At 63.7% G+C, this 20,298-nt stretch carries 18 protein-coding genes; 7 read left to right on the top strand and 11 right to left on the bottom strand.

Annotated features, from left to right (window positions below):
• Window positions 1-99 precede the first annotated feature (99 nt).
• From nadB to HHL21_RS03590, 3 genes are read left to right on the top strand one after another with little or no spacing between them, the layout of a single operon-like run.
• Window positions 100-1,713 carry an L-aspartate oxidase gene (nadB, locus tag HHL21_RS03600; protein WP_169463838.1) on the top strand — a complete coding sequence of 538 codons (1,614 nt, stop codon included), beginning with the start codon at window positions 100-102 and terminating at the stop codon, window positions 1,711-1,713.
• A gap of 43 nt (window positions 1,714-1,756) precedes the next feature.
• Complete coding sequence (locus HHL21_RS03595; protein ID WP_169463837.1) at window positions 1,757-2,656, top strand: DMT family transporter; 900 nt, start codon at window positions 1,757-1,759, stop codon at window positions 2,654-2,656.
• 12 nt (window positions 2,657-2,668) lie between these two features.
• Window positions 2,669-3,499, top strand: a complete 831-nt coding sequence (locus tag HHL21_RS03590) for an NAD-dependent protein deacetylase (RefSeq protein WP_169463836.1) — start codon at window positions 2,669-2,671, stop codon at window positions 3,497-3,499.
• 29 nt (window positions 3,500-3,528) lie between these two features.
• Here HHL21_RS03590 and nadC read toward each other — a convergent pair whose 3' ends face one another.
• Genes nadC through HHL21_RS03575 form a run of 3 tightly spaced genes read right to left on the bottom strand, consistent with a single transcriptional unit; the run spans window position 3,529 to window position 7,159 of the window.
• Window positions 3,529-4,392, bottom strand: coding sequence for a carboxylating nicotinate-nucleotide diphosphorylase (gene nadC, locus HHL21_RS03585; RefSeq protein WP_169463835.1), 864 nt, complete (start codon window positions 4,390-4,392; stop codon window positions 3,529-3,531).
• Entirely contained in the window at window positions 4,389-5,522 is a 1,134-nt protein-coding gene (gene nadA / locus HHL21_RS03580) for a quinolinate synthase NadA (RefSeq protein WP_169463834.1), read from the bottom strand. The genes nadC and nadA overlap by 4 nt, the downstream gene beginning before the upstream one ends.
• Window positions 5,523-5,560: 38 nt before the next feature.
• Window positions 5,561-7,159, bottom strand: a complete 1,599-nt coding sequence (locus HHL21_RS03575) for an ABC-F family ATPase (protein ID WP_169463833.1) — start codon at window positions 7,157-7,159, stop codon at window positions 5,561-5,563.
• Between the two features lie 189 nt (window positions 7,160-7,348).
• Between HHL21_RS03575 and HHL21_RS03570 the strand changes: the two genes are divergently transcribed.
• Window positions 7,349-8,698: an MBL fold metallo-hydrolase gene (locus tag HHL21_RS03570; protein ID WP_169463832.1), complete on the top strand. Its 1,350-nt coding sequence runs from the start codon at window positions 7,349-7,351 to the stop codon at window positions 8,696-8,698.
• Here HHL21_RS03570 and HHL21_RS03565 read toward each other — a convergent pair.
• The 8 genes from HHL21_RS03565 to queE form a co-directional block, all read right to left on the bottom strand.
• Window positions 8,685-9,026: a zinc ribbon domain-containing protein YjdM gene (locus HHL21_RS03565; RefSeq protein WP_169463831.1), complete on the bottom strand. Its 342-nt coding sequence runs from the start codon at window positions 9,024-9,026 to the stop codon at window positions 8,685-8,687. The two genes, HHL21_RS03570 and HHL21_RS03565, sit on opposite strands and share 14 nt — an antisense overlap.
• Before the next feature lie 40 nt (window positions 9,027-9,066).
• Window positions 9,067-10,251, bottom strand: coding sequence for a DUF418 domain-containing protein (locus HHL21_RS22090; RefSeq protein WP_169463830.1), 1,185 nt, complete (start codon window positions 10,249-10,251; stop codon window positions 9,067-9,069).
• On the bottom strand, window positions 10,251-11,528 hold the full coding sequence (locus tag HHL21_RS03555) for an NAD(P)/FAD-dependent oxidoreductase (RefSeq protein ID WP_169463829.1): 1,278 nt from the start codon (window positions 11,526-11,528) through the stop codon (window positions 10,251-10,253). The genes HHL21_RS22090 and HHL21_RS03555 overlap by 1 nt, the downstream gene beginning before the upstream one ends.
• Entirely contained in the window at window positions 11,521-12,438 is a 918-nt protein-coding gene (ldcA, locus tag HHL21_RS03550) for a muramoyltetrapeptide carboxypeptidase (RefSeq protein ID WP_169463828.1), read from the bottom strand. The genes HHL21_RS03555 and ldcA overlap by 8 nt, the downstream gene beginning before the upstream one ends.
• Window positions 12,435-13,361 carry an alpha/beta fold hydrolase gene (locus HHL21_RS03545; RefSeq protein ID WP_169463938.1) on the bottom strand — a complete coding sequence of 309 codons (927 nt, stop codon included), beginning with the start codon at window positions 13,359-13,361 and terminating at the stop codon, window positions 12,435-12,437. Before HHL21_RS03545 ends, ldcA begins: the two co-directional genes overlap by 4 nt.
• A gap of 107 nt (window positions 13,362-13,468) precedes the next feature.
• A complete protein-coding gene (gene tadA, locus HHL21_RS03540) occupies window positions 13,469-13,945 on the bottom strand; it encodes a tRNA adenosine(34) deaminase TadA (RefSeq protein ID WP_169463827.1) in 477 nt (158 codons plus the stop codon).
• Window positions 13,938-14,384, bottom strand: a complete 447-nt coding sequence (gene queD, locus HHL21_RS03535) for a 6-carboxytetrahydropterin synthase QueD (RefSeq protein WP_169463826.1) — start codon at window positions 14,382-14,384, stop codon at window positions 13,938-13,940. Before queD ends, tadA begins: the two co-directional genes overlap by 8 nt.
• A 4-nt stretch (window positions 14,385-14,388) precedes the next feature.
• On the bottom strand, window positions 14,389-15,024 hold the full coding sequence (gene queE / locus HHL21_RS03530; protein WP_169463825.1) for a 7-carboxy-7-deazaguanine synthase: 636 nt from the start codon (window positions 15,022-15,024) through the stop codon (window positions 14,389-14,391).
• Window positions 15,025-15,208: 184 nt separating this feature from the next.
• Here queE and HHL21_RS03525 point away from each other — a divergent pair, with 184 nt between their 5' ends.
• The 3 genes from HHL21_RS03525 (at window position 15,209) to HHL21_RS03515 (ending at window position 20,214) form a co-directional block, all read left to right on the top strand.
• A complete protein-coding gene (locus HHL21_RS03525) occupies window positions 15,209-16,132 on the top strand; it encodes a sensor histidine kinase (protein ID WP_169463824.1) in 924 nt (307 codons plus the stop codon).
• 126 nt (window positions 16,133-16,258) lie between these two features.
• Window positions 16,259-17,248: a sensor domain-containing diguanylate cyclase gene (locus tag HHL21_RS03520; RefSeq protein ID WP_229495917.1), complete on the top strand. Its 990-nt coding sequence runs from the start codon at window positions 16,259-16,261 to the stop codon at window positions 17,246-17,248.
• 128 nt (window positions 17,249-17,376) lie between these two features.
• A complete protein-coding gene (locus HHL21_RS03515) occupies window positions 17,377-20,214 on the top strand; it encodes a M16 family metallopeptidase (RefSeq protein ID WP_169463823.1) in 2,838 nt (945 codons plus the stop codon).
• The last annotated feature ends 84 nt before the right edge of the window (window positions 20,215-20,298 follow it).

The following is a 20,298-nucleotide window of genomic DNA, read 5'->3' as shown; positions in this document are numbered from 1 at the left end:
CATTGACTATGGACAAGCACCGCCCCCCAAACAGGGCGCGAGGCAAGCGCCGGGTAAATGGACTATAGTGATGCTTCTGTACAAAACCCAAACAATGTCATGAAATTTGATGTCGCTATCGTCGGCAGTGGCCTGGCCGGTTTGTCGGTCGCCCTGCACCTGGCCGAAACCCGCAAAGTTGCAATCATCTCCAAGCGCGCCCTGCTCGATGGCGCCAGTAACTGGGCGCAGGGCGGCATCGCCGCCGTCCTCGATTCGGGCGACAGCCACCAGAAGCACATTGAAGACACCTTGGTCGCCGGCGCAGGCCTGTGCGACGAGGCGGCCACGCGCTACATCGTCGAACACGGACGCGCGGCGATCGAATGGCTGATCGCGCAGGGCGTGCCGTTCACGCGCGACCCGACCGCGGAAATGGGATTCCACCTGACCCGCGAAGGCGGCCACAGCGAGCGCCGCATCATCCATGCCGCCGACGCCACCGGCCACGCGGTGCAGGTCACGCTCGAACAGAAAGTGCGCGCGCATCCGAACATCAGCCTGTTCGAACAGCACTTCGCCATCGACGTCATCACCTCCGGCAAGCTGGCGGCGCAAGGCGCGCCCGTGTCAAGCCAGCCGCGCTGCCACGGCCTGTACGTGCAAGACGAAAAAACCGGCCGCGTGCTGACCTTCGAGGCCGACCACACGGTGCTGGCGACTGGCGGCGCCGGCAAGGTCTACCTGTACACCACCAACCCCGACACCGCGACCGGCGACGGCATCGCGATGGCGTGGCGCGCCGGCTGCCGGGTGTCGAACATGGAGTTCATCCAGTTCCACCCGACCTGCCTGTACCACCCGTTCGCCAAGTCCTTCCTGATCACCGAGGCGATCCGCGGTGAAGGCGGACGCCTGCTGCTGCCGCCGGAAGCCGGCGCCGCTGCCGGTACGCGCTTCATGCCGATGCACGACCAGCGCGGCGAACTGGCTCCGCGCGACGTGGTGGCGCGCGCGATCGACTTCGAAATGAAAAAGCGCGGGCTTGACTACGTCAACCTCGACATCAGCCACCTGCCCGCCGACTTTTTGGTCGAGCACTTCCCGACCATCTACGCGCGCTGCCTCGAACTTGGGATCGACATCACCAAGGAGCCGATCCCGGTGGTACCTGCCGTGCACTTCACCTGCGGCGGCATCGTCACCGACCTGGCAGGCCGCACCGATATCCCGGGACTGTATGCGGTAGGCGAAACCGCCTGCACCGGCCTGCATGGCGCCAACCGCCTGGCCAGCAACTCGCTGCTGGAATGCCTGGTAATCGGGCGATCGTGCGCGATGGAGATCGCCGCGCTGGCCGCGCTGGAGACGCCATCGCTGCCCGCGTGGGACGAAAGCCGCGTCACCAACGCCGACGAAGAAGTGGTCATCGCCCACAACTGGGACGAACTGCGCCGCTTCATGTGGAACTACGTCGGCATCGTGCGTACCACCAAGCGGCTGCAGCGCGCGCAGCACCGCATCGCGCTGCTCAAGGAAGAAATCGACGAGTACTACCGCAACTTCCGCATCACGCCCGACCTGCTCGAACTGCGCAACCTGGTCGACGTGGCGGAGCTGATCGTCAACAGCGCGCTGACCCGGCGTGAAAGCCGCGGCCTGCATTTCAGCCGCGACTACCCGGACACGCTGCCGAAGGCGCTGCCAAGCGTGCTGACGCCGCCGCGACGATAGACTGACAAGGCCGGCACACCGGCCAGCACACCGGCCAGCACACATGAACCACAAACTGACACCCTCAACGGCGGCCTTGCTGACGATCCCGCCGCTGCTCTGGGCGGGTAACGCCATCGTCGGGCGCCTGGTCCGCGACGCGGTGCCCCCGATGACGCTTAATCTGCTGCGCTGGGCGATTGCACTGGCGATCCTGCTGCCGCTCGGCCGCATGGCTTTGCGCGAAGGTTCGGGACTGCTCGCCAACTGGCGCCGTTTCTCGATGCTTGGCCTGCTCGGCATCGGCCTGTACAACTCCCTTCAGTACCTCGCACTGCAAACCTCCACGCCAATCAACGTCACCCTCGTCGCGTCAGGCATGCCGGTCTGGATGCTGCTGGTCGGTTCGCTGTTCTTCGGCGTGAAGGCGCGCCGGCGCCAGTTGGCCGGGGCGGCGCTGTCGATCGTCGGCGTGCTGATCGTGCTGTCGCGCGGCGAATGGAACCAGCTGCTCGCGCTGCGGCTTGTAGCTGGCGACTTGTACATGATCCTCGCGACGATAGCGTGGGCGTTCTACAGCTGGCTGCTGATGCAGCCGAAAGACCCACCGCAGTTGCGCGCCAACTGGGCCGCCTTCCTGCTTGGGCAAGTCATTTACGGCGTAATGTGGTCGGGCGCATTCGCAGGCGTGGAGTATGCGGCCGGAGCCGCGCCGATTGTCTGGAGCTGGCCGCTCGTCGCCTGCCTGTTGTACGTTGCGATCGGCCCGGCGATCATCGCGCTGCAATGCTGGGACGCGGGCGTGCAGCGTGCCGGTCCGAGCATCGCCGCTTTCTTTGTCAACCTCACCCCGCTGTTCACCGCCGTGCTGTCCGCGGCCATGCTGGGCGAGACGCCGCACCTGTTCCACGTCGCCGCGTTTGCCCTTATCGTCGGCGGCATCGTGGTGTCGGCGCGCCGCTAACGCAATTCAGCCATGGCCGACGACCTGACGATCGACCATCTGGCCCACTTCCTGACGGGCCATCGCCGGGTACTGGTGCTGACCGGCGCCGGCATCAGCACTGGCTCCGGCATCCCGGATTACCGCGACAAGGACGGCACGCGGCGTGGCCCAACGCCAGTGCAGGGTCCCGAATTCCGCAAGTTTGAGGCCACACGGCGACGTTATTGGGCGCGCAGCATGGTCGGTTACCCGACGCTGGCGCGCGCCGAGCCGAATGCAGGCCACCGCGCGCTAGCGGATCTCGCGGCGAACGGCGCCATCGGCGCCTTGATGACCCAGAATGTCGATGGCCTGCACCAGCGTGCGGGCAGCACCGGCGTGCTTGAGCTGCACGGTAACATCCATTCGGTAGTGTGTCTCGACTGCCACGCGCGCTACACCCGCGCGTTCGTCCAGGGCCTGCTCGACGAGGCCAATCCGGCCATGCTCGGCGCGACGGCAAGGCCGCTGCCCGATGGCGACGCGCAGCTCGAACCGGAAGCGCCGGCAAGCTTCCACGAACCGTTCTGCGTACACTGCGGCGGCATGCTGAAGCCAGATGTCGTGTTTTTCGGCGACGGCGTGCCAGCGGAGCGCAGCCGCCGCGCGCTCGCCCTGATGGACGACGCGGATGCGCTACTCGTGGTCGGATCGTCGCTGATGGTATTTTCCGGCTACCGTTTCTGCCGGATGGCCGCCGCCGCGGGGAAGCCAATCGCCGCCGTCAACCTGGGGAAAACGCGCGCCGACGAGCTGCTATCTCTCAAGCTCGAGGCGCCGGCTGAACGGATATTGCCGCAATTGCGGGATTATCTGGACTAAGGCCGTGGCTCAAGGTGAGTGTTCATAGATCAGAGGATACGCAGCGAGTAATCGGTCGCCCGCACATCCTTGGTCAGGCTGCCGATCGAAATCCGGTCGACGCCCGTCTCCGCGATCGCGCGCACGCTGTCCATATTGACGCCGCCCGATGCCTCAAGCAGCGCACGGCCTGCATTCAGCTTCACCGCATCACGCATCATCTGCAAGTCAAAATTATCCAGCAACACCGACACCGCGCCAGCCGACAGCGCCTCGTCAAGCTGCGCCAGGTTCTCGACCTCGATCTGGATCGACACGCCAGCATCGAGCGCCTGCGCGGCAGCCAGCGCCGGACGCACGCCGCCAGCAGCAGCGATATGATTTTCCTTGATCAGGATGCCGTCATACAGCGCCATGCGCTGGTTCTTGCCCCCGCCGACACGCACCGCATACTTCTGCGCCTGGCGCAGACCGGGCAAGGTCTTGCGCGTATCGAGGATCGCTGCGTTGGTGCCTTCGATCAGCTTGACGTACTTGCGCGTCGCGCTCGCGACGCCGGACATCATTTGAAGGAAGTTCAACGCGCTGCGCTCCGCCGTCAGCAAAGCGCGCGGCGGCCCTTCGATGGTGCAGACGACGCTGTTCGCCGTCATCATGTCGCCTTCGGCATACTGCCAGTCGATCTCGATCGACTGGTCCAGCGCGACCATCACGCCTTCGAACCACGGCGCGCCGCACAGCACTGCATCTTCGCGGACGATCACGCGCGCGCGCACGCGCTGATCGTCAGGCACCAGCTTTCCGGTCAGGTCCCCGGCACCGACGTCTTCCAGCAGTGCCGCCAGCAGGTTCTGCTCGAACGACGCCTGCAGGTTCTCGTCAAATTGGTCGTACGGATTACGCAAGGTCGTCATGCAGGGCCAACTCCGGAGAACAGTGTGGATTCGGTCGCCAGGTCGCCGGTCGGCAGCGCCTTGGCCTTTTTCGCTGCCGCGAAGTCGAGCATGCGGTCGATTGCGCGCACCGCCTGCTTGCCGATTTCAGGGTCGACGAAGATCTCGTTTTTGCCGCTTTCGAGCACGTCGGCCAGGTTCTGCAGGCCGTTCATCGCCATCCATGGGCAATGCGCGCAGCTCTTGCACGTCGCGCTGTTGCCAGCGGTCGGCGCTTCGATGAAGTGTTTGCCGGGCGCCGCCATCCGCATCTTGTGCAGGATGCCGTTGTCGGTAGCGACGATGAATTCGCTCGCGTCCAGCGTCTGCGCCGCGTTGATCAGCTGCGTCGTCGAACCGACGACGTCCGCCATCGCCACCACGCTGGCCGGCGATTCAGGATGCACAAGCACCTTGGCGTTGGGATGTTCGGCCTTCAGCAGCTCAAGTTCGACGCCTTTGAATTCGTCGTGGACGATGCACGAACCCTGCCACAGCAGCATGTCCGCACCGGTCTTCTTCTGGATATAGCCGCCGAGGTGCTTGTCAGGCGCCCACAGTATCTTCTTGCCCTGCGCGTGCAGGTGGGCCACGATATCGAGGCCGATCGAGGACGTCACCATCCAGTCGGCGCGCGCCTTCACGGCCGCGCTGGTGTTCGCGTACACGACCACGGTGCGATCGGGATGCTGGTCGCAGAAGGCCGCGAATTCGTCGGCCGGGCAGCCCAGGTCGAGCGAACAGGTCGCGTCCAGGTCCGGCATCAGGATGGTCTTTTCAGGGCTCAGGATTTTCGCCGTCTCGCCCATGAAGCGCACGCCAGCGACAACCAGCGTCTTGGCCGGATGATCGCGGCCGAAGCGCGCCATCTCCAGCGAATCGGACACGCAGCCGCCTGTTTCTTCGGCCAGGTCCTGGAGGTCGCCATCAACGTAGTAGTGCGCGACCAGCACGGCCTCGCGCTCCTTCAGCAGCTTGCGGATGCGCTCCTTGAGCGCGGCCTTCTCTTCTGGCGAAGGCGTCGCGGGCGCACGTGCCCAAGCCTGCGCGGTGCAGCTCAGGCCACCCTGCGGATGGTCATACTCGACGGTCTTGATCGGAAGGACTCTCATGGTGATAACCCCATCAATGTTAGGCCAGAAGGCGCGGCTTAGTTAATACCCTGGCTTTGCAGGTAGTCTTCGTAGTTGCCGCGGAAGTCGATGATCTGCCCGTCCTTGATTTCCAGGACGCGGTTGGCCAGCGACGACACGAATTCGCGGTCGTGCGATACGAAGATGAGGGTGCCTGCGTATTTATCCAGTGCGATGTTGAGCGACTCGATCGATTCCATGTCCATGTGGTTGGTCGGCTCGTCGAGCATCATGACGTTGTGACGGCCCAGCATCAGCTTACCGTACATCATGCGGCCCTTCTCGCCACCCGACAGCACCTTGACCGACTTCTTCACCTCGTCGCCGCCGAACAGCAGGCGGCCCAGGATCGAGCGCACGGCCTGGTCGTCGTCGCCTTCTTTGGTCCAGCGGCCCATCCAGTCGGTCAGGGTCAGGTCGTCCATGAATTCTTCGGTCGGATCCTGCGGCATGTAGCCGACGTTCGCATTCTCGGCCCACTTGATGCGTCCGGTATCGGTCGCCATGCCGCACATCTCGCCGCAGATCGAACGCAGCAAGGTGGTCTTACCGGCGCCGTTAGGGCCGATGATCGCGATGCGCTCGCCCGCTTCAACCATGATGCTGAAATTCTTGAACAGCTGTTCGTCGTACTTCTTCGAGATGTTTTCCGCTTCCACCGCAAGGCGGTGCAGCTTCTTCTCGCCTTCGAAGCGAACGAATGGATAAGCGCGCGAGGACGGTTTGAGGTCCTCGACCTTGATCTTGTCGATCTGCTTGGCGCGCGAAGTCGCCTGGCGCGCCTTGGATTTATTAGCCGAGAAGCGGCGCACGAAGTCCTGCAGTTCCGCGACCTTTTCCTTGGCCTTGGCATTGTTCGACAGCAGCTGGTTGCGCGCTTGCGTCGACGCCAGCATGTACTCGTCGTAGTTACCCGGGTAGACCTTCAGGGTGCCGTAGTCCATGTCGGCGACGTGGGTGCAGACCTGGTTCAGGAAGTGACGATCGTGCGAAATGATGATCATGGTCGAGTTGCGCTGGTTAAGCACGTCTTCGAGCCAGCGAATCGTATCGATGTCCAGGTTGTTGGTCGGTTCGTCGAGCAGCAGGATGTCCGGGTTCGAGAACAGCGCCTGCGCCAGCAGCACGCGCAGCTTCCAGCCGGGCGCCACGTTGCTCATCGGGCCCTGGTGCTGGTCGATCGACACGCCCGCGCCCAGCAGCAGTTCGCCGGCGCGCGCTTCGGCCGAGTAGCCGTCGTACTCGGCGACTTTCGCTTCCAGTTCGGCCGCGTGCATGTAGTCGTCGTCGGTCGCTTCCGGGTTCGCGTAGATCGCGTCGCGTTCGCTGATCGCGTTCCAGAGCTCGGTGTGGCCCATCATTACCACGTCGAGGACGCGCTTGTCTTCATAGGCGAACTGGTCCTGGCGCAGCTTGCCCAGGCGCTCGTTGGTGTCGAGCATGACATTGCCGCCCGACGGTTCGAGGTCGCCACCGAGGATTTTCATGAACGTCGACTTGCCGCAACCGTTTGCGCCGATCAGGCCGTAGCGGTTGCCATCGCCGAACTTGACGGAGATGTTTTCGAACAGCGGCTTGGCGCCGAATTGCATTGTGATATTAGCTGTAGATAGCACTGGTAAAGCCCTTGCATGCGATGATTTGATTAACCGCGTATTTTACCATTGTGCAGCCTCCCCCTGCGGCGGGCGGGCCGATTCATATGTAAAACTTATGAAAAAGGTCAGAAAAACGGTACGACTTATGGAACTTGACCCGCATGCGATAATCTCGCTCCTTGTGCGCCCCCACTTTCGCCTGAAGCCATGTCCCTAAGAATCTCGAGGATCCTCCACGCCGGTTACGTCTTCGAGTGCGACGGAACACGGATCGCCTTCGACCCGATTTTCGAGAATCCGTTCAGCAAAAACTGCCATGCATTCCCGGACGTGCGGTTCGATCACGAGCAGATCCGGCAGGAGCGCTTCGACGCCGTTTTCATTTCTCACTTCCACGACGATCACTGCTCGCTCGAAAGCCTCGACCTGCTCGACCGGTCCACGCAGATTCACATGTATTGCCTCTTCGACGAGCTGTTCGACATGGTCAAGGCATTGGGTTTCGTCAATCTGCACAAGCTGGAAACGAATCTCGCGGTAACGGTAGGCCCGTTTGAGGTGATCCCGCGCGAGGCGTTGGACTCGGATGTCGACTCGATGTTCCAGGTCAGGGCCGGCGGCATGAACGTACTAAATGTCGTCGACTCGTGGATTTCCCCGGTCGCGCTTGCCGATCTGGCGAACGAATCTCCCTGGGATATGGTGCTGTGGCCGTTTCAAACGATGCGCGAGATTGAAGTGCTCGCGCCATCGCGGGCGGACGCCGCCTCGCCGGAGCTGCCGACAGAATGGCTCGACCAGCTGAAGGTGCTCAATCCACGCTTTGTCGTGCCGAGTTCGTGCCAGTTCACCCAGGAACCGTGGTCGTGGTATCGGCACAGGTTTTTCCCGATCACCTACGCCCGGTTCCAGCTTGAGATCGAGCGCGCCCTCCCCGGCGCCAGCGTCGTCCGGCTGAACCCGTCGGTATCGGTGGTGCTGGACCAGAACTCGCTTCAAGCGGCTGAATCGCTGCCCTGGGTGCTGCCCGTCGGCGAGCAGGACGTCGACTATCGCTACGACAGCACTGTCCAGCCTCCGCATACCGCTGAGATAGCGGCCCACTTCCATGCCCTGACGCCTGACGAAGCGAGGTTGGTGCTTGACTATTGCCGAACAGGCTTGCTTGAGAAGTACGAAACGATGGAACTGCCGGAAGATAGTTTCTTCGAAAAGCCGCGCATTTGGCGGCTGTCGATCTACGACAAAGCGGGAGCGAGAACGGATTTCCACTACCGCGTTGAAGGCGACAGCATCGCGCTGCTCGACGGCGCCGCCGCCCCGCTCGGGTGGACGACGGAGGTCCCCGCCTCGAAACTCCACACCGCCCTGACCCAAGGTGAGGCGCTGACGTCGATGTACATGCGGATCAACGACACGGTTTTCGACGCAGACATCGACGAGGAGATCGACTCGGCGGAGAGCGTCGACGATCCGCTGATCCGCTGCCTGTTCAACGATGTCTTCGGCGCTTACCAGGCAGCGCAGCTTCGCCGCTTAGGCGTCACACCTTCCTGACGAACTCCGTCTTCAGGCTCATCGCGCCGAAACCGTCGATCTTGCAGTCGATATCGTGGTCGCTGTCGACCAGGCGGATGTTCTTGACCTTGGTGCCCATCTTGACGGTGCCGCCCGAGCCTTTGAGCTTCAGGTCCTTGATGACGGTGACGGTGTCGCCGTCCTGCAGCACGGTGCCGGATGCGTCGCGGTAGACCCTGGCGCCCTCTTCCTGCGCACCGGCAGCCTGCGCCGTCCACTCATTGCCGCATTCCGGGCAGACCAGCTGGGTGCCGTCTTCGTAGGTGAATTCGGAATTGCACTTCGGGCATGGTGGTAAGGCGGTCATCTTGAATCCTGGCGAAAAGAGGCAAGTATACCGCGCCGCCTTACCGCCGGTAGGTATATCGTCGCCACAGCGCTTCTACAGGCCCCTGGTCGTGACCGGACAGCCACCAGCGGCTCAACGCGACCTGGGCGAGCACGATCCCCGCGACTACCAGCATCAACTGAGCGCGCGACAGGACCGCACCAAGTCCCAGCCCGTAAGCCTGCAACAGCAAACCGCACGCCACCGACTGCACCAGGTAGTTGGTCAGCGCCATCCGCCCGACAGGCGCGAGCCATGCAGCCAGGACGTTCATCACACGCTCGCCAGCCAGCATGAACAGTGCGACATAAGCCGCAGCCAGCGCAGGCCCCGCGAGTTCGAGCAGGAACGAGGCCATATGCACCAAGCGTGATGACGTCTCCGGCTCCAGCGCCCAGCCAAGCGCCTCATATCCCCACCACACGTTCAGCGGCAGCGCAATGAAGGCGCCAACAAGCAGGATGCGGCGCCACAGCGCGCGATGGCGTTCGGGGTGCGTCAGCCATCCCAGCTGCACCGCTGTCACACCGAGCAGGAACAGCAGCGCGATGCGCGGCACGAATAGCCAGAAGCCGCCGATGTTCATGCCGAAGTCCCCGATCCTCGCTTTCGTGACCTCCATCCACCGGCCATGCGTATAAATGTCGTTCGCAAGCAGCGCTTCATCTGCGGTCTCCGCGCCGTAATCCGCCATGGTGGCAATCGTCGCCATGATGATCGCCGTCAGCAGCAAAACGCCCACGTTGACGATAACGGCCAGTCTTAGCGACCGGCGCAGTTCGGGCCACGATTCTCCCGCGTGGCGCAGCAGCCAGAATCCTGTCAGCGCATACGCAGCCAGAATGTCGCCGAACCACAGCAAGGTACCGTGCAGCAGGCCCACCACCAGCAGCCATTTCAGCCTGCGCAGGTAGATCGCGCGCGCATCGTCCATGCCCGACTTCTCCGCCAATGACCGCATCTGGAGCGAGAATCCGGCGCCGAACAGGAATGCAAAGATCGGATAGAACTTCTGCTCAGCGAACGCCGCAGCGAAGAAAACCGCGAGGCGGTCGGCGCTGGTCGCCGAGGCGTCGATGACCCCGTAGCGCAGTGCGGTATAGCCGTAGACGAATCCCCATACATTAATCAGCAGGATGCCGAACACGGCAAGCCCGCGCAGCGCGTCGATGCGCGCCGATCTTGTTGACGAAGGCGCAGCCACTATTGGCGCATCCAGTCGCGCAGTTCGTAGTACCAGTAGGTGAGTTGCGCCGCGAACAGGCCTGCGGGACCGCCCGCGTGCGGCAATCCCCATGCACTGAAGCTCGCCAGCACGCTGCCGTCTCCGCGCAGCGCTGCCGCAAGCAGCTCCCCTGCCAGGGTGGTCGGGCCCACACCGTGACCGCCGAAACCCATGCCGTACCAGAGTCCTTCAGGCAGGCGCCCGACCTGCGGCATGCGGTGGCGGCCGTAGCTCATCATGCCGCTCCAGGCGTAATCGACCCGCGTCCCCGCCAGTTGCGGATAGACCTTGACCATATCCTGCTGAAGCAGCCGCGCGACCTCGGCCTGGCCGCGGTCGCGTATCGCGATGCGGCCGCCCCACAGAAGCCGCGTATCGGCCAATGGCCGGTAGTAGTCGAACGCGAAGCGCGTGTCGTAGACGGCAGCGCCGGTGCGCACCGATTCCTGCAGGCGATCGCCGAGCGGCTCGGTCGCCATCACATATGTGGCAATAGGCAGGACCGCACCGCCAAGGCGCGGATACAGTCGTTCGATGTAGCCGCCGCAGCAGACCACGACGTCCTTTGCGCGCACCTGGCCGCCAGCGGTTTGCACCAGCCAGCCGTGGCCGTCCGGTGAAATGCGCGTGACCCGGCTTCGCTCATGCACCGCGACGCCTTGCGCGGCCAGCACGCGCGCCAGGCCCTGCGCATACTTCAGCGGATGAAAGTGGAATGCGGAGGGTTCGAACAGCCCGCCGAAGTAACGCTGCGTGCGCAGCTGGTCCGCCAGGCCGGCGCGGCTGATGCGCTGCCATTCGACGCCGAGGCGGTCCACCATGAAGCGCTGCTGTTCATCGAGGATGCGGTCGTCGTCGAACCAGTTGGCAAGGATGACGCCTTCGTAGCGCGCGTCGCAGTCGATGGCGTAGCGCTGAATTCGGTCGCGGATCTGTTCGACGGCGGCGAGGGTTAGCCGGTACAGCGCCCTTCCGGCCTCGTCGCCCGCACTGCCAAGCAAGGCGCGTTCGCCCAGCGAGAAACCGCCGAACACAAAGCCGCCATTGCGGCCGGAGGCGCCATGTCCGATCGTCTCGCCCTCAAGCAGCACGATGTTGGTCTCGCCGCGTTCGGCCAGCGACAGCGCGGTCGCCAGTCCTGCGAAGCCGCCGCCGATGATGCAGACCGCCGTCTCGACGCCCCCTTCAAGTGATGGATATGAATCGCCTGCCGACGTAGCCTGGTAAAAGCTCTGCGCCGGCAGCGGTTCAGCCATGCGCTACCGTCGGGTAGTCGCTCATGGTCAGCGTGAAGCCGGCATCGTGCGAAACGAGCCGCGCCTGCGCGCCAAACGGAATCGTCACACGCGTGCGGCCGTGCCCGAACGGCAGCCCGGTCAATACGGGCACCGGCATCACGCGGCGCAGGTAGTCGACCATCACCTCGAAGTTGTAGCCGTTGTCGGCGGGGGTGATCCCGTACGACGAGAAATCGCCCAGCACGATCGCCGTCTGGCGTTCGATGACGCCGGCATGCAGCAGTTGCAGCAGCATGCGCTCGACGCGGTATGGATGTTCGTTGACGTCCTCGAAGAACAGGATGCCGTCGTCGATACTCGGGAAGTAGCTGGTGCCGAGCACCGACATCACCATCGCCAGGTTGCCGCCCCAGATCGTGCCGCTCGCATCAACCGATGGATTGCCTGCGGCCGTGACGTCGATCCTGTGCGTTGGCCCGGCCAGGCACTTCCAGAAGTCGTCGAGCGTGAAGTCGACCGGTTCGATGGCGCCAAAGTCCGCGTACAGCATCGGGCCCGCATAGCTCTTCGCGCCCGTCTTCGCCATCAAGCCCATCTGGAAAGCGGTGAAGTCGGAGAAGCCGACGAATATCTTGCCGCTGGCGGCCATGGTGTCGAAGTCGATGCGCGGCAGCAGGCGCGTGAGCCCGTACTGGCCGCGCAGGGCGATCACGACGTCGATGTCCGGGTCGCACGCCGCGGCCTGCAGCTGCGCAAGGCGCGCCTCATCGGTGCCGCCGAAACGCTGGAATACCTTGGCCGTGTCGAAGTAGTTGTGGACGACGTGGCCGCGCGCCTCAAGCAGTTTGATGCCGCGCTGGACCGCAGCGTCGTCGAGGGTGTATCCGCTGGGCGCGACGATGCCGATGCCTGGTTTTGATGTGATCACTGTTTTTCGAAAAGCCGTGGTGTTGGGTCGGCTTCCATCTTACCGTGCGCGTGCGCGTCGATCAAGGCGAGCAGCCGTTCGATCAGCTGGTCGGGCAGATCGTGTCCCATACCCTCGATGATCTCAAGCCGCGAACCGGCGATGCGGCGGGCGACGTCGATGCCGCAGGCGACCGGGACCAGCGGGTCGGCCGCACCGTGGATCACCAGCGTGGGCACGCTAATGCCCCCGAGCCGCGGACTCAGGTCGCCGGCCGCGGCGACCGCCACCATCTGGCGCGCCACGCCGGCGCCACTGACGTTGCGGCGCATGGCGCGCGCGATGTTAGCGCGCAGATGCCTCTCCGGGGTCGGGTACGCCGGGCTGCCGATCACGCGGTAGATGTTTGCGGTGTGCTCGATGATGCTTTCCATATCGCGCGCATTGCGCGGACGCCGCATCAGCACGGCGCGCGCCTCGCGCGTCGGTCCCGGCAGTCCGCGACGGCCGCTGCTGGACATGATCGCGGTCAGGCTGAGTATGCGCTCAGGGTACTTGGCCGCCATGATCTGCGCGATCATCCCGCCCATCGAAGCGCCCACCACGTGCGCCTTGGCGACGCCCAGCGCGCGCAAGACGCCGCGCGCGTCCTCCGCCATGTCGTCGAGCGTGTACGCGGCCCTGATCGGCCAGTGCACCAGCGACTTGAGGTAGGTAAGCCAGAGATTCGGGGTGCCGGCGTGATCGAACTTGGTGGACTCCCCGCAGTCGCGGTTGTCGAAGCGGATGACGTAGAAGCCCTGGTCGACCAGCCCCTCGACGAAGTCGTCGGGCCAGGCAATCAGTTGCATGCCGAGGCCCATGATCAGCAGGATCGGGACGTCTTTCGGGTCCCCTGCGGTTTCATAGGCGAGTCGGATGCCGTTCGACTTCAAGGTAGGCATGGTGTCGGTCGCGCTGAATTGTCCTGGTTTAGCATACCATTTTTGCGTGGCCAGGGTGTGCGCGCGGCACCCTTTTTTCATGAGCGGCGCCAAGGCGGCGCCGGCGCTTATTCCGGCGCGGCGATGCGGCGGGCCGCGTTGCGGCGCTCGGCGAAGAAGCCCCTGAGCATCGCGCTGGCTTCATCCGCCATGACGCCGCCCAGCACTTCGGTGTGGTGGTTCAACTGTTCTTGCGCAAAGAGGTTGACGACCGAGCCGGCCGCTCCCGTCTTCGGATCTTGTGCTGCGTACACCACGCGCGCCAGGCGGGCATGCATCATGGCGCCGGAACACATCACGCACGGCTCCAGCGTCACATACAGCTCGCAACCGGGCAGCCGGTAGTTGCCGATCTTCTCGGCGGCCGCGCGCAGGGCCACGATTTCGGCGTGCGCGGTCGGGTCATGCCGCCCGATCGGCTGGTTGTAGCCGACGGCGATGACTTCGCCGTCCTTGACCACCACCGCGCCGACCGGCACTTCGCCCAGCGCCCACGCGTGCCGGGCCTGGTCCAGCGCCAGCTGCATGAAGTCGCGATCAGGCATCGGTAATTTCTGCCCAGCAGTTAGGGGTTTCGTGCAGCACCAGCTTGTGCAGGTGCAGGCCGGTACCGTAACGGTCCTTGTAGGCAGCCTTCAGGATGGCGAACGCGACCTGCGCCAGGTTCTCGACGGTCGGAATGCGGTCGATGACGACGGTCTTGTGGCCCGGCAGGCTGGCCAGGAATTCGCGCACCTTGTCATCCTTTTCGTAGACGATGAAGGCGTGGTCCCAGACGTCGACCAGATGCTCCTTGGCCAGCGCCTTGATGTCGGAGAAGTCCATGATCATGCCGTTGTCGGAGTTGCCTTCGACTTCGATCACGGCGCCGGTCAGGGTAATTTCCAGCGTGTAGCGGTGGCCATGCAGGTTGCGGCACTGGCTTTTATGGTCGGGAATCCGGTGTCCGGCATCGAATTCGAGCTTGCGGGTAATGGTCAGCATGCGTTCAGGGTATCTGGAGGAGTTTATGGGTTTGCAGGCTCAATTTCCACTTGGGATTGCGCTTGCAGGTCTCGATGGCGAGACGGGTATTGAATTCGGCCAGCGGGCCATCCATCGGCTGCACGAAAAAGTTCTCGAAATCGAGCTGTTCGTAGGCGCCGAGGTCCTGGTTGGCCTGCGGGATGACGACCTTGATCTCATTGCCCTTCCCCACCACCAGCTTCGAGCCCATCTTCGGGCTGACGCAAATCCAGTCTACGCCAGGCGGCACCGGCAAGGTGCCGTTGGTTTCGATGGCGATCATGAAGCCGGCCGCGTGCATGGCGTCGATCAGGGCCGCGTCGAGCTGGAGCAAGGGCTCGCCGCCGGTAAACACGACATATTTACTGGCGCGGTGCGTGGACGGCCACAGGCTGTCGATGCGCGCGGCGAGTTCCGCCGCCGTCGGGAATTTCCCACCCAGTTCGCCGTCGGTGCCGACAAAGTCGGTATCGCAGAACTGGCAAACGGCAGTCGCGCGGTCGATCTCGCGGCCGGTCCACAGGTTGCAGCCGGAAAAACGGCAGAACACGGCCGGGCGTCCGGCGTGCGCGCCTTCGCCTTGCAGGGTGTAGAAAATCTCTTTAATGCTGTAAGTCACGGGGAATTGCCTCAATCGTCAACCTTCCATTATACCGCGACCCGGCCGAAACCGAGTAAACCCCGCAATCATGTGGCCGGCATGATTTCTTCCCGCTGCGCAAGTTTTTGATCGCGCACAAGGAGCTCAACTGCGGCCCACTGTACCTTGACATAGGTCGATTCAGCCCCGCAGGAAGGATGCCATGAAACGCGCCCCCCGTTCCCTATCCGCCGCCCTTGTCCTTGGCGTCACGAGCGCGCCTTGCCTCGCATTCGCCCCTGCCGACTGGGCAACCCCGACGCCTGGCCTGTTGCTGGCCACCATCTGGCTGCTGGTGATCGGATGGGGATTCCACACCCTGCTGCGCCATCACCTGCGCTCCGACGACCGCCTGTGCGACGCCCAGGCCCAGCTCGGAGTCGAGCGCCATGCACGCGCGCTTGCCGAGCGCGCCCTGGCCGAAACGCACAAGGTACTGTGCCGGCTGGTCGAGCAGCAGGAAGGCGTGCGCGACACCGAACGGCGCCGCATCGCGCGCGACATCCACGACGACCTTGGACAGAACCTGATGGCGCTGAAGATCGAACTGACATTGCTGCAGCACGCCACGCGCGCCGCCAGCCCGCAACTGAACGCCCGTATTGATGTCATGATCCGCAATCTCGACCTGGCGATCAAGTCACTGCGCGGAATTATCAATGACCTGCGCCCGCTGGCCCTGGACGCTGGACTGCGCTACGCGATGGAATGCCAGCTCAGCGAATTCACCCGGCTGAACGGCATTCGCCACCATTTCACCGCGGACCCGGCCGCCTTCGACACCGACAAGGCCTTCGATGCGATGCTGTTCCGCATCCTGCAAGAGTCGCTGTCGAACGTGGCGCGCCACTCCCAGGCGACCGATGTGCGGGTGGCGCTGACCCGCGACGACGGCCAGCTCAACCTGACAATCCGGGACAACGGAATCGGCCTCGCGGCCGCGGATGCGGCCCAGGGATGCGGACTGGACGGCATCCGCGACCGCGTTGCCGCGCTCGGTGGATCGTTTGCCATCGACAGCAAGCCGGGTGGTGGATGCCAGCTTTCTCTCATCATCCCGCTGGGCCAGCCAATCGCTGTGCACTGAAGTCCCGTCATCGGTTGCCTTGCTCTAAATCAAGCGAGGCGATTAGTTCCGGTAGGAAAATCAAGACTTGCAGGCAGTCAATTACTTGCCCAACGGCAGCCAGTTTTTAAAAACAGGGAACGGCACATGATGAGCGCATCTACCATTCAATGCCTGAACGACAGCAGCGGAAAACCGGAGCGGATGTTCGCCAACAAGCTGATGGAAATGCTGGCGGTACCGGCCTTCGTGCTGGACACCGACCGGCGCGTGATTATCTGGAACCGCGCCTGCGAACGCCTGACCGGCGTCCCGGCCGAAGAGGTGCTCGGCACCAGCGACCACTGGCGCAGCTTTTATCCGGAACAGCGTCCCACGCTGGCCGACCTGGTCATCCAGAACCGCCCCGGCGAAGTGCGCCAGCTGTACGGTTCGGTACCGTCCGAGGCACCCGCCGGCGCCCAGATTTGCGCCGAAAGCTGGTGCGACATGCCGCGCGCCGGACGCCGCTACCTGGCCGCCGACGCCAGCCCGGTTTTCGACGACAACAATACCCTGATCGCCGTGGTCGAAACCTTGCGCGACATGACGGACGAAAAGCAGGCCCAGATCGCGCTGGAACAGCTGGCCACCCGCGACGGCCTCACCGGCCTGGCAAACCGGCGCTGCTTCGACGACACCCTGCACGCCGAGTGGGCACGGGCAACGCGGCAGAAGCAGCCACTTTCGCTGCTGATGGTCGACGTTGACAACTTCAAGGCCTACAACGACGCCAATGGACACCTCGGCGGCGATGAATGCCTGAAGCGCATCGCCGTTGCGGTGGCCTCGGAAATGCGCGCCAACGACCTGGTTGCCCGCTACGGCGGCGAGGAGTTTGCCGTGATCCTGCCGAACCAGTCGCTCAAGGGCGCCGCCATCGTCGCAGAGCGCATCCGCGCCAGGGTCGAGCAGCTGCGCCTGCCCAACCGGTTCGCCCGCGACGGAAGGGTCACCGTCAGCATCGGCGCCGCCACGGCGCTGGCGTCCAGCGACGCCGACGCTTCCCAGCTGGTTGCGATCGCCGACGCGGCCCTCTACCGCGCCAAGCACATGGGCCGCAACCGCATCAGCCTCCCCGCCACCGAAACTGTTTGAAAGCCTGTCCTCGCGTGCGCGCAGTCCTTGCGCGATTCGGGCGTTTGCCACGCCGCCCGATTTTTTCCTGTTCTTTATCTAACGATTAAATTATCCTTGCCGCCTTGTCAGTTACTCAAGGAGGCAGTGTGTCAAAACTCATCCCGATAACCTTGCTCGCGCTCGGCCTTCCCGTACTCGCCGCCGCAGCGCCGAAGAGCACGCCGGCCCCTGGCGACGTGCTGCCGTTCACCGCGACCGAGAAGACCTTGCCGAACGGCCTGAAGGTCATCGTCGTGCCGACCGGATTCCCGAACCTGGTGTCGGTACACATCCCGGTGCAGGCCGGCTCACGCAACGAGATCGAACCGGGCAAGTCGGGTTTTGCCCACTTCTTCGAACACATGATGTTCCGCGGCACCAAGGCCTATCCGCCTGAGAAGTACCAGGAAGTCATCACCCGCTCCGGTGCGCGCCAGAACGCCTACACCAGCGACGACCTGACCAACTACTACACCACCTTCGCCAAGGAAGACCTCGAGACCATCCTGAAGGTCGAGGCCGACCGTTTCCAGAACCTGGAGTACGAGGAAGGCCCGTTCAAGACCGAATCGCGCGCCGTGCTGGGCGAGTACAACAAGAACAGCGCCAACCCAATCTCCAAGCTGATCGAAGTGCAGCGCGACGCCGCCTTCACCACGCATACCTACAAGCACACCACGATGGGCTTCCTGAAGGACATCGAGGACATGCCGAACCAGTACGCGTACTCGAAGGTGTTCTTCGACCGCTGGTACCGTCCGGAACGCACCGCGCTGATCATCGCCGGCGACGTCGATCCGAAGAAGACCATCGCGCTGGTCGAAAAATACTGGGCAAAATGGCAGCGCGGCACCTACAAGGCCGAAGTACCGGCCGAGCCAGCGCCGCGCGGCGCCATCTACAAGCACGTGCCGTGGACCAGCCCGACCCTGCCGTTCGTCACCGTCGCCTTCCGTGCGCCGGCGTTCTCCGACAGGGCCAAGGACCAGGCAGCGCTGTCGACATTGCTGTCGCTGTCGTTCGGCCGCACTTCGCCGCTGTACAAGCGCCTGGTGCAGGATGAGCAGAAGGTCGACCAGCTGTTCGACTACAGCCCGAACCGCGTCGACGCCAACCTGGCCACCATCGCCGCGCGCGTCAAGAAGCCCGAAGACGCCGTGTACGTACGCGACGCCATCATGCAGACGGTCGCGCAGCTGCGCACCACGCCGGTATCGGCAAGCGAACTGGCCGACGCCAAGTCGGCGCAGAAATACGGCCTGGTACGTTCGCTCGACAACACCGAGCAGATCGCCAGCACGCTGGCATCGTACGTCCACTTCAGCCGCTCGTACGGCACGCTCAACCGCTACTACCGCCTGGTCGATTCGCTGACCCCGGCCGACCTGCAAGCGGCCGCGCGCAAATACCTGGTCGACGACGGCATGATCGTCACCACCCTGTCGCACCAGCCGATGCCGGCCGCGATGGCGGCCCTGCCGAAGCTCGACCAGTTCGCCGCGCAACTGGCCGACCCCAAATTCGACGTGCTGGTGCAGAAGTCGGCGTTGCCGCAGATCCGCTTCAAGCTGCTGTTCACCGCCGGCTCGGCGCATGATCCGAAGGGCAAGGAAGGCCTGGCCGCACTGACCGCGGCGATGGTCGCGTCGGCCGGTTCGAGCCAGCGCAAGATCGACGAAGTGACCAAGGCCCTGTTCCCGATGGCGGGCAGCTTCAGCGAGCAGGTCGACAAGGAAATGACCACCTTCACCGGCTCGATCCACAAGGACAACTGGACCCGGTATGCCGACGTCGCCCTGCCCCTGCTGATGTCGCCGGGCTTCCGCGAGGAAGACTTCCGCCGCCTGAAGGATGCGCAGAAGAACGCGCTGCAGGTGGACATGAAGGACAACAACGAGGAAGAGTTCGCCAAAGAGCGCCTGCAGGCCAATGTGTTCGAAGGCACGCCGTACGGCCACCCGGTACTGGGTACGCTGGCAGGCATCGAATCGATCACGCTGGACGACGTCAAGGCGTTCTACAAGCAGGCTTACACCCAGGGTGCGCTGCAAGTGGGCATCGCGGGCGATGTCTCCGATGCGCAGATCGCTTCGCTGAAGGCGTCGCTGGCCACCCTGCCGCAAGGTGCTGGCATGTCGTACGGCGGCGAGCCGAAAGGCCGCATGCCAAACGGGCTGGAAGTGGAGATCATCGAAAAGAACACGCGCGCGACGGCGATCTCGTTCGGGCTGCCGACCGTTGTCACGCGTTCGCATCCCGACTTCCCTGCGCTGTGGCTGGCCAAGGCCTTCCTCGGCGAGCACCGCGCCTCGAGTTCCCACCTGTACCAGCGCATCCGTGAAGTGCGCGGCATGAACTACGGCGACTACGCGTATATCGAAGCCTTCCCGCGCGGGATGTTCCAGTTCTTCCCGAACCCGAACCTTGGCCGCAAGGCGCAACTGTTCGAGGTCTGGATCCGTCCGGTCGCTCCCGACAACGCGCACTTCGCCTTGCGCGTCGCACTGACCGAACTGGACAAGTTCATCACTCAGGGCATGACCCGCGAGCAGTTCGAAACCACCCGCGACTACCTGATGAAGAACGTGTTCGTCATGACCGCGACGCAAGACCAGTACCTGGGTTACGCGCTCGATTCGAAGTGGTACGGCACCCCGGAATTCACCAAACTGATGCGCGACGGCTTATCGAAGCTGAGCGTCGACGAGGTCAACGCCGCGATGCGCAAGCACTTGTCCGCCAAGAACCTGTCAGTGGTGATGGTTACCAAGGATGCGGCTGGATTGAAGGACAAGCTGGTCAGCGACGTGTTCTCGCCGATCAAGTATGACGCGGAGAAGCCAAAGACACTGCTGGATGAGGACCAGGCGATTGGCGGGATGAAGCTGAATATTCGTCCGGAGGCGGTGACGATTACGCCGGCAACTGCAGCGTTCGCAAAATAAGCCCCCCCAAAACGTCGTTCCCGCGTAGGCGGGAACCCATGCTGAGCTAGATATTTAAACTCAGCTTGGATTCCCGCCTTCGCG

The sequence above is a fragment of the Massilia polaris genome (assembly GCF_012927275.1).
GTDB lineage: Bacteria > Pseudomonadota > Gammaproteobacteria > Burkholderiales > Burkholderiaceae_D > Telluria_A > Telluria_A polaris.
This window is presented reverse-complemented; position numbering and strand designations above follow the sequence as displayed.

Excerpts from the sequence above, each read along its gene's own strand:
- HHL21_RS03565 (WP_169463831.1), bottom strand. The coding sequence starts at position 9,026 with ATGACCGCCTTACCACCATGCCCGAAGTGCAATTCCGAATTCACCTAC.
- HHL21_RS03525 (WP_169463824.1), top strand. The coding sequence starts at position 15,209 with ATGAAACGCGCCCCCCGTTCCCTATCCGCCGCCCTTGTCCTTGGCGTC.
- queD (WP_169463826.1), bottom strand. The coding sequence starts at position 14,384 with ATGCTGACCATTACCCGCAAGCTCGAATTCGATGCCGGACACCGGATT.
- HHL21_RS03595 (WP_169463837.1), top strand. The coding sequence starts at position 1,757 with ATGAACCACAAACTGACACCCTCAACGGCGGCCTTGCTGACGATCCCG.
- HHL21_RS03545 (WP_169463938.1), bottom strand. The coding sequence starts at position 13,361 with ATGCCTACCTTGAAGTCGAACGGCATCCGACTCGCCTATGAAACCGCA.
- HHL21_RS03520 (WP_229495917.1), top strand. The coding sequence starts at position 16,259 with ATGATGAGCGCATCTACCATTCAATGCCTGAACGACAGCAGCGGAAAA.
- tadA (WP_169463827.1), bottom strand. The coding sequence starts at position 13,945 with ATGCCTGATCGCGACTTCATGCAGCTGGCGCTGGACCAGGCCCGGCAC.
- HHL21_RS03590 (WP_169463836.1), top strand. The coding sequence starts at position 2,669 with ATGGCCGACGACCTGACGATCGACCATCTGGCCCACTTCCTGACGGGC.
- nadA (WP_169463834.1), bottom strand. The coding sequence starts at position 5,522 with ATGAGAGTCCTTCCGATCAAGACCGTCGAGTATGACCATCCGCAGGGT.
- nadC (WP_169463835.1), bottom strand. The coding sequence starts at position 4,392 with ATGACGACCTTGCGTAATCCGTACGACCAATTTGACGAGAACCTGCAG.
- HHL21_RS03570 (WP_169463832.1), top strand. The coding sequence starts at position 7,349 with ATGTCCCTAAGAATCTCGAGGATCCTCCACGCCGGTTACGTCTTCGAG.
- nadB (WP_169463838.1), top strand. The coding sequence starts at position 100 with ATGAAATTTGATGTCGCTATCGTCGGCAGTGGCCTGGCCGGTTTGTCG.
- HHL21_RS03555 (WP_169463829.1), bottom strand. The coding sequence starts at position 11,528 with ATGGCTGAACCGCTGCCGGCGCAGAGCTTTTACCAGGCTACGTCGGCA.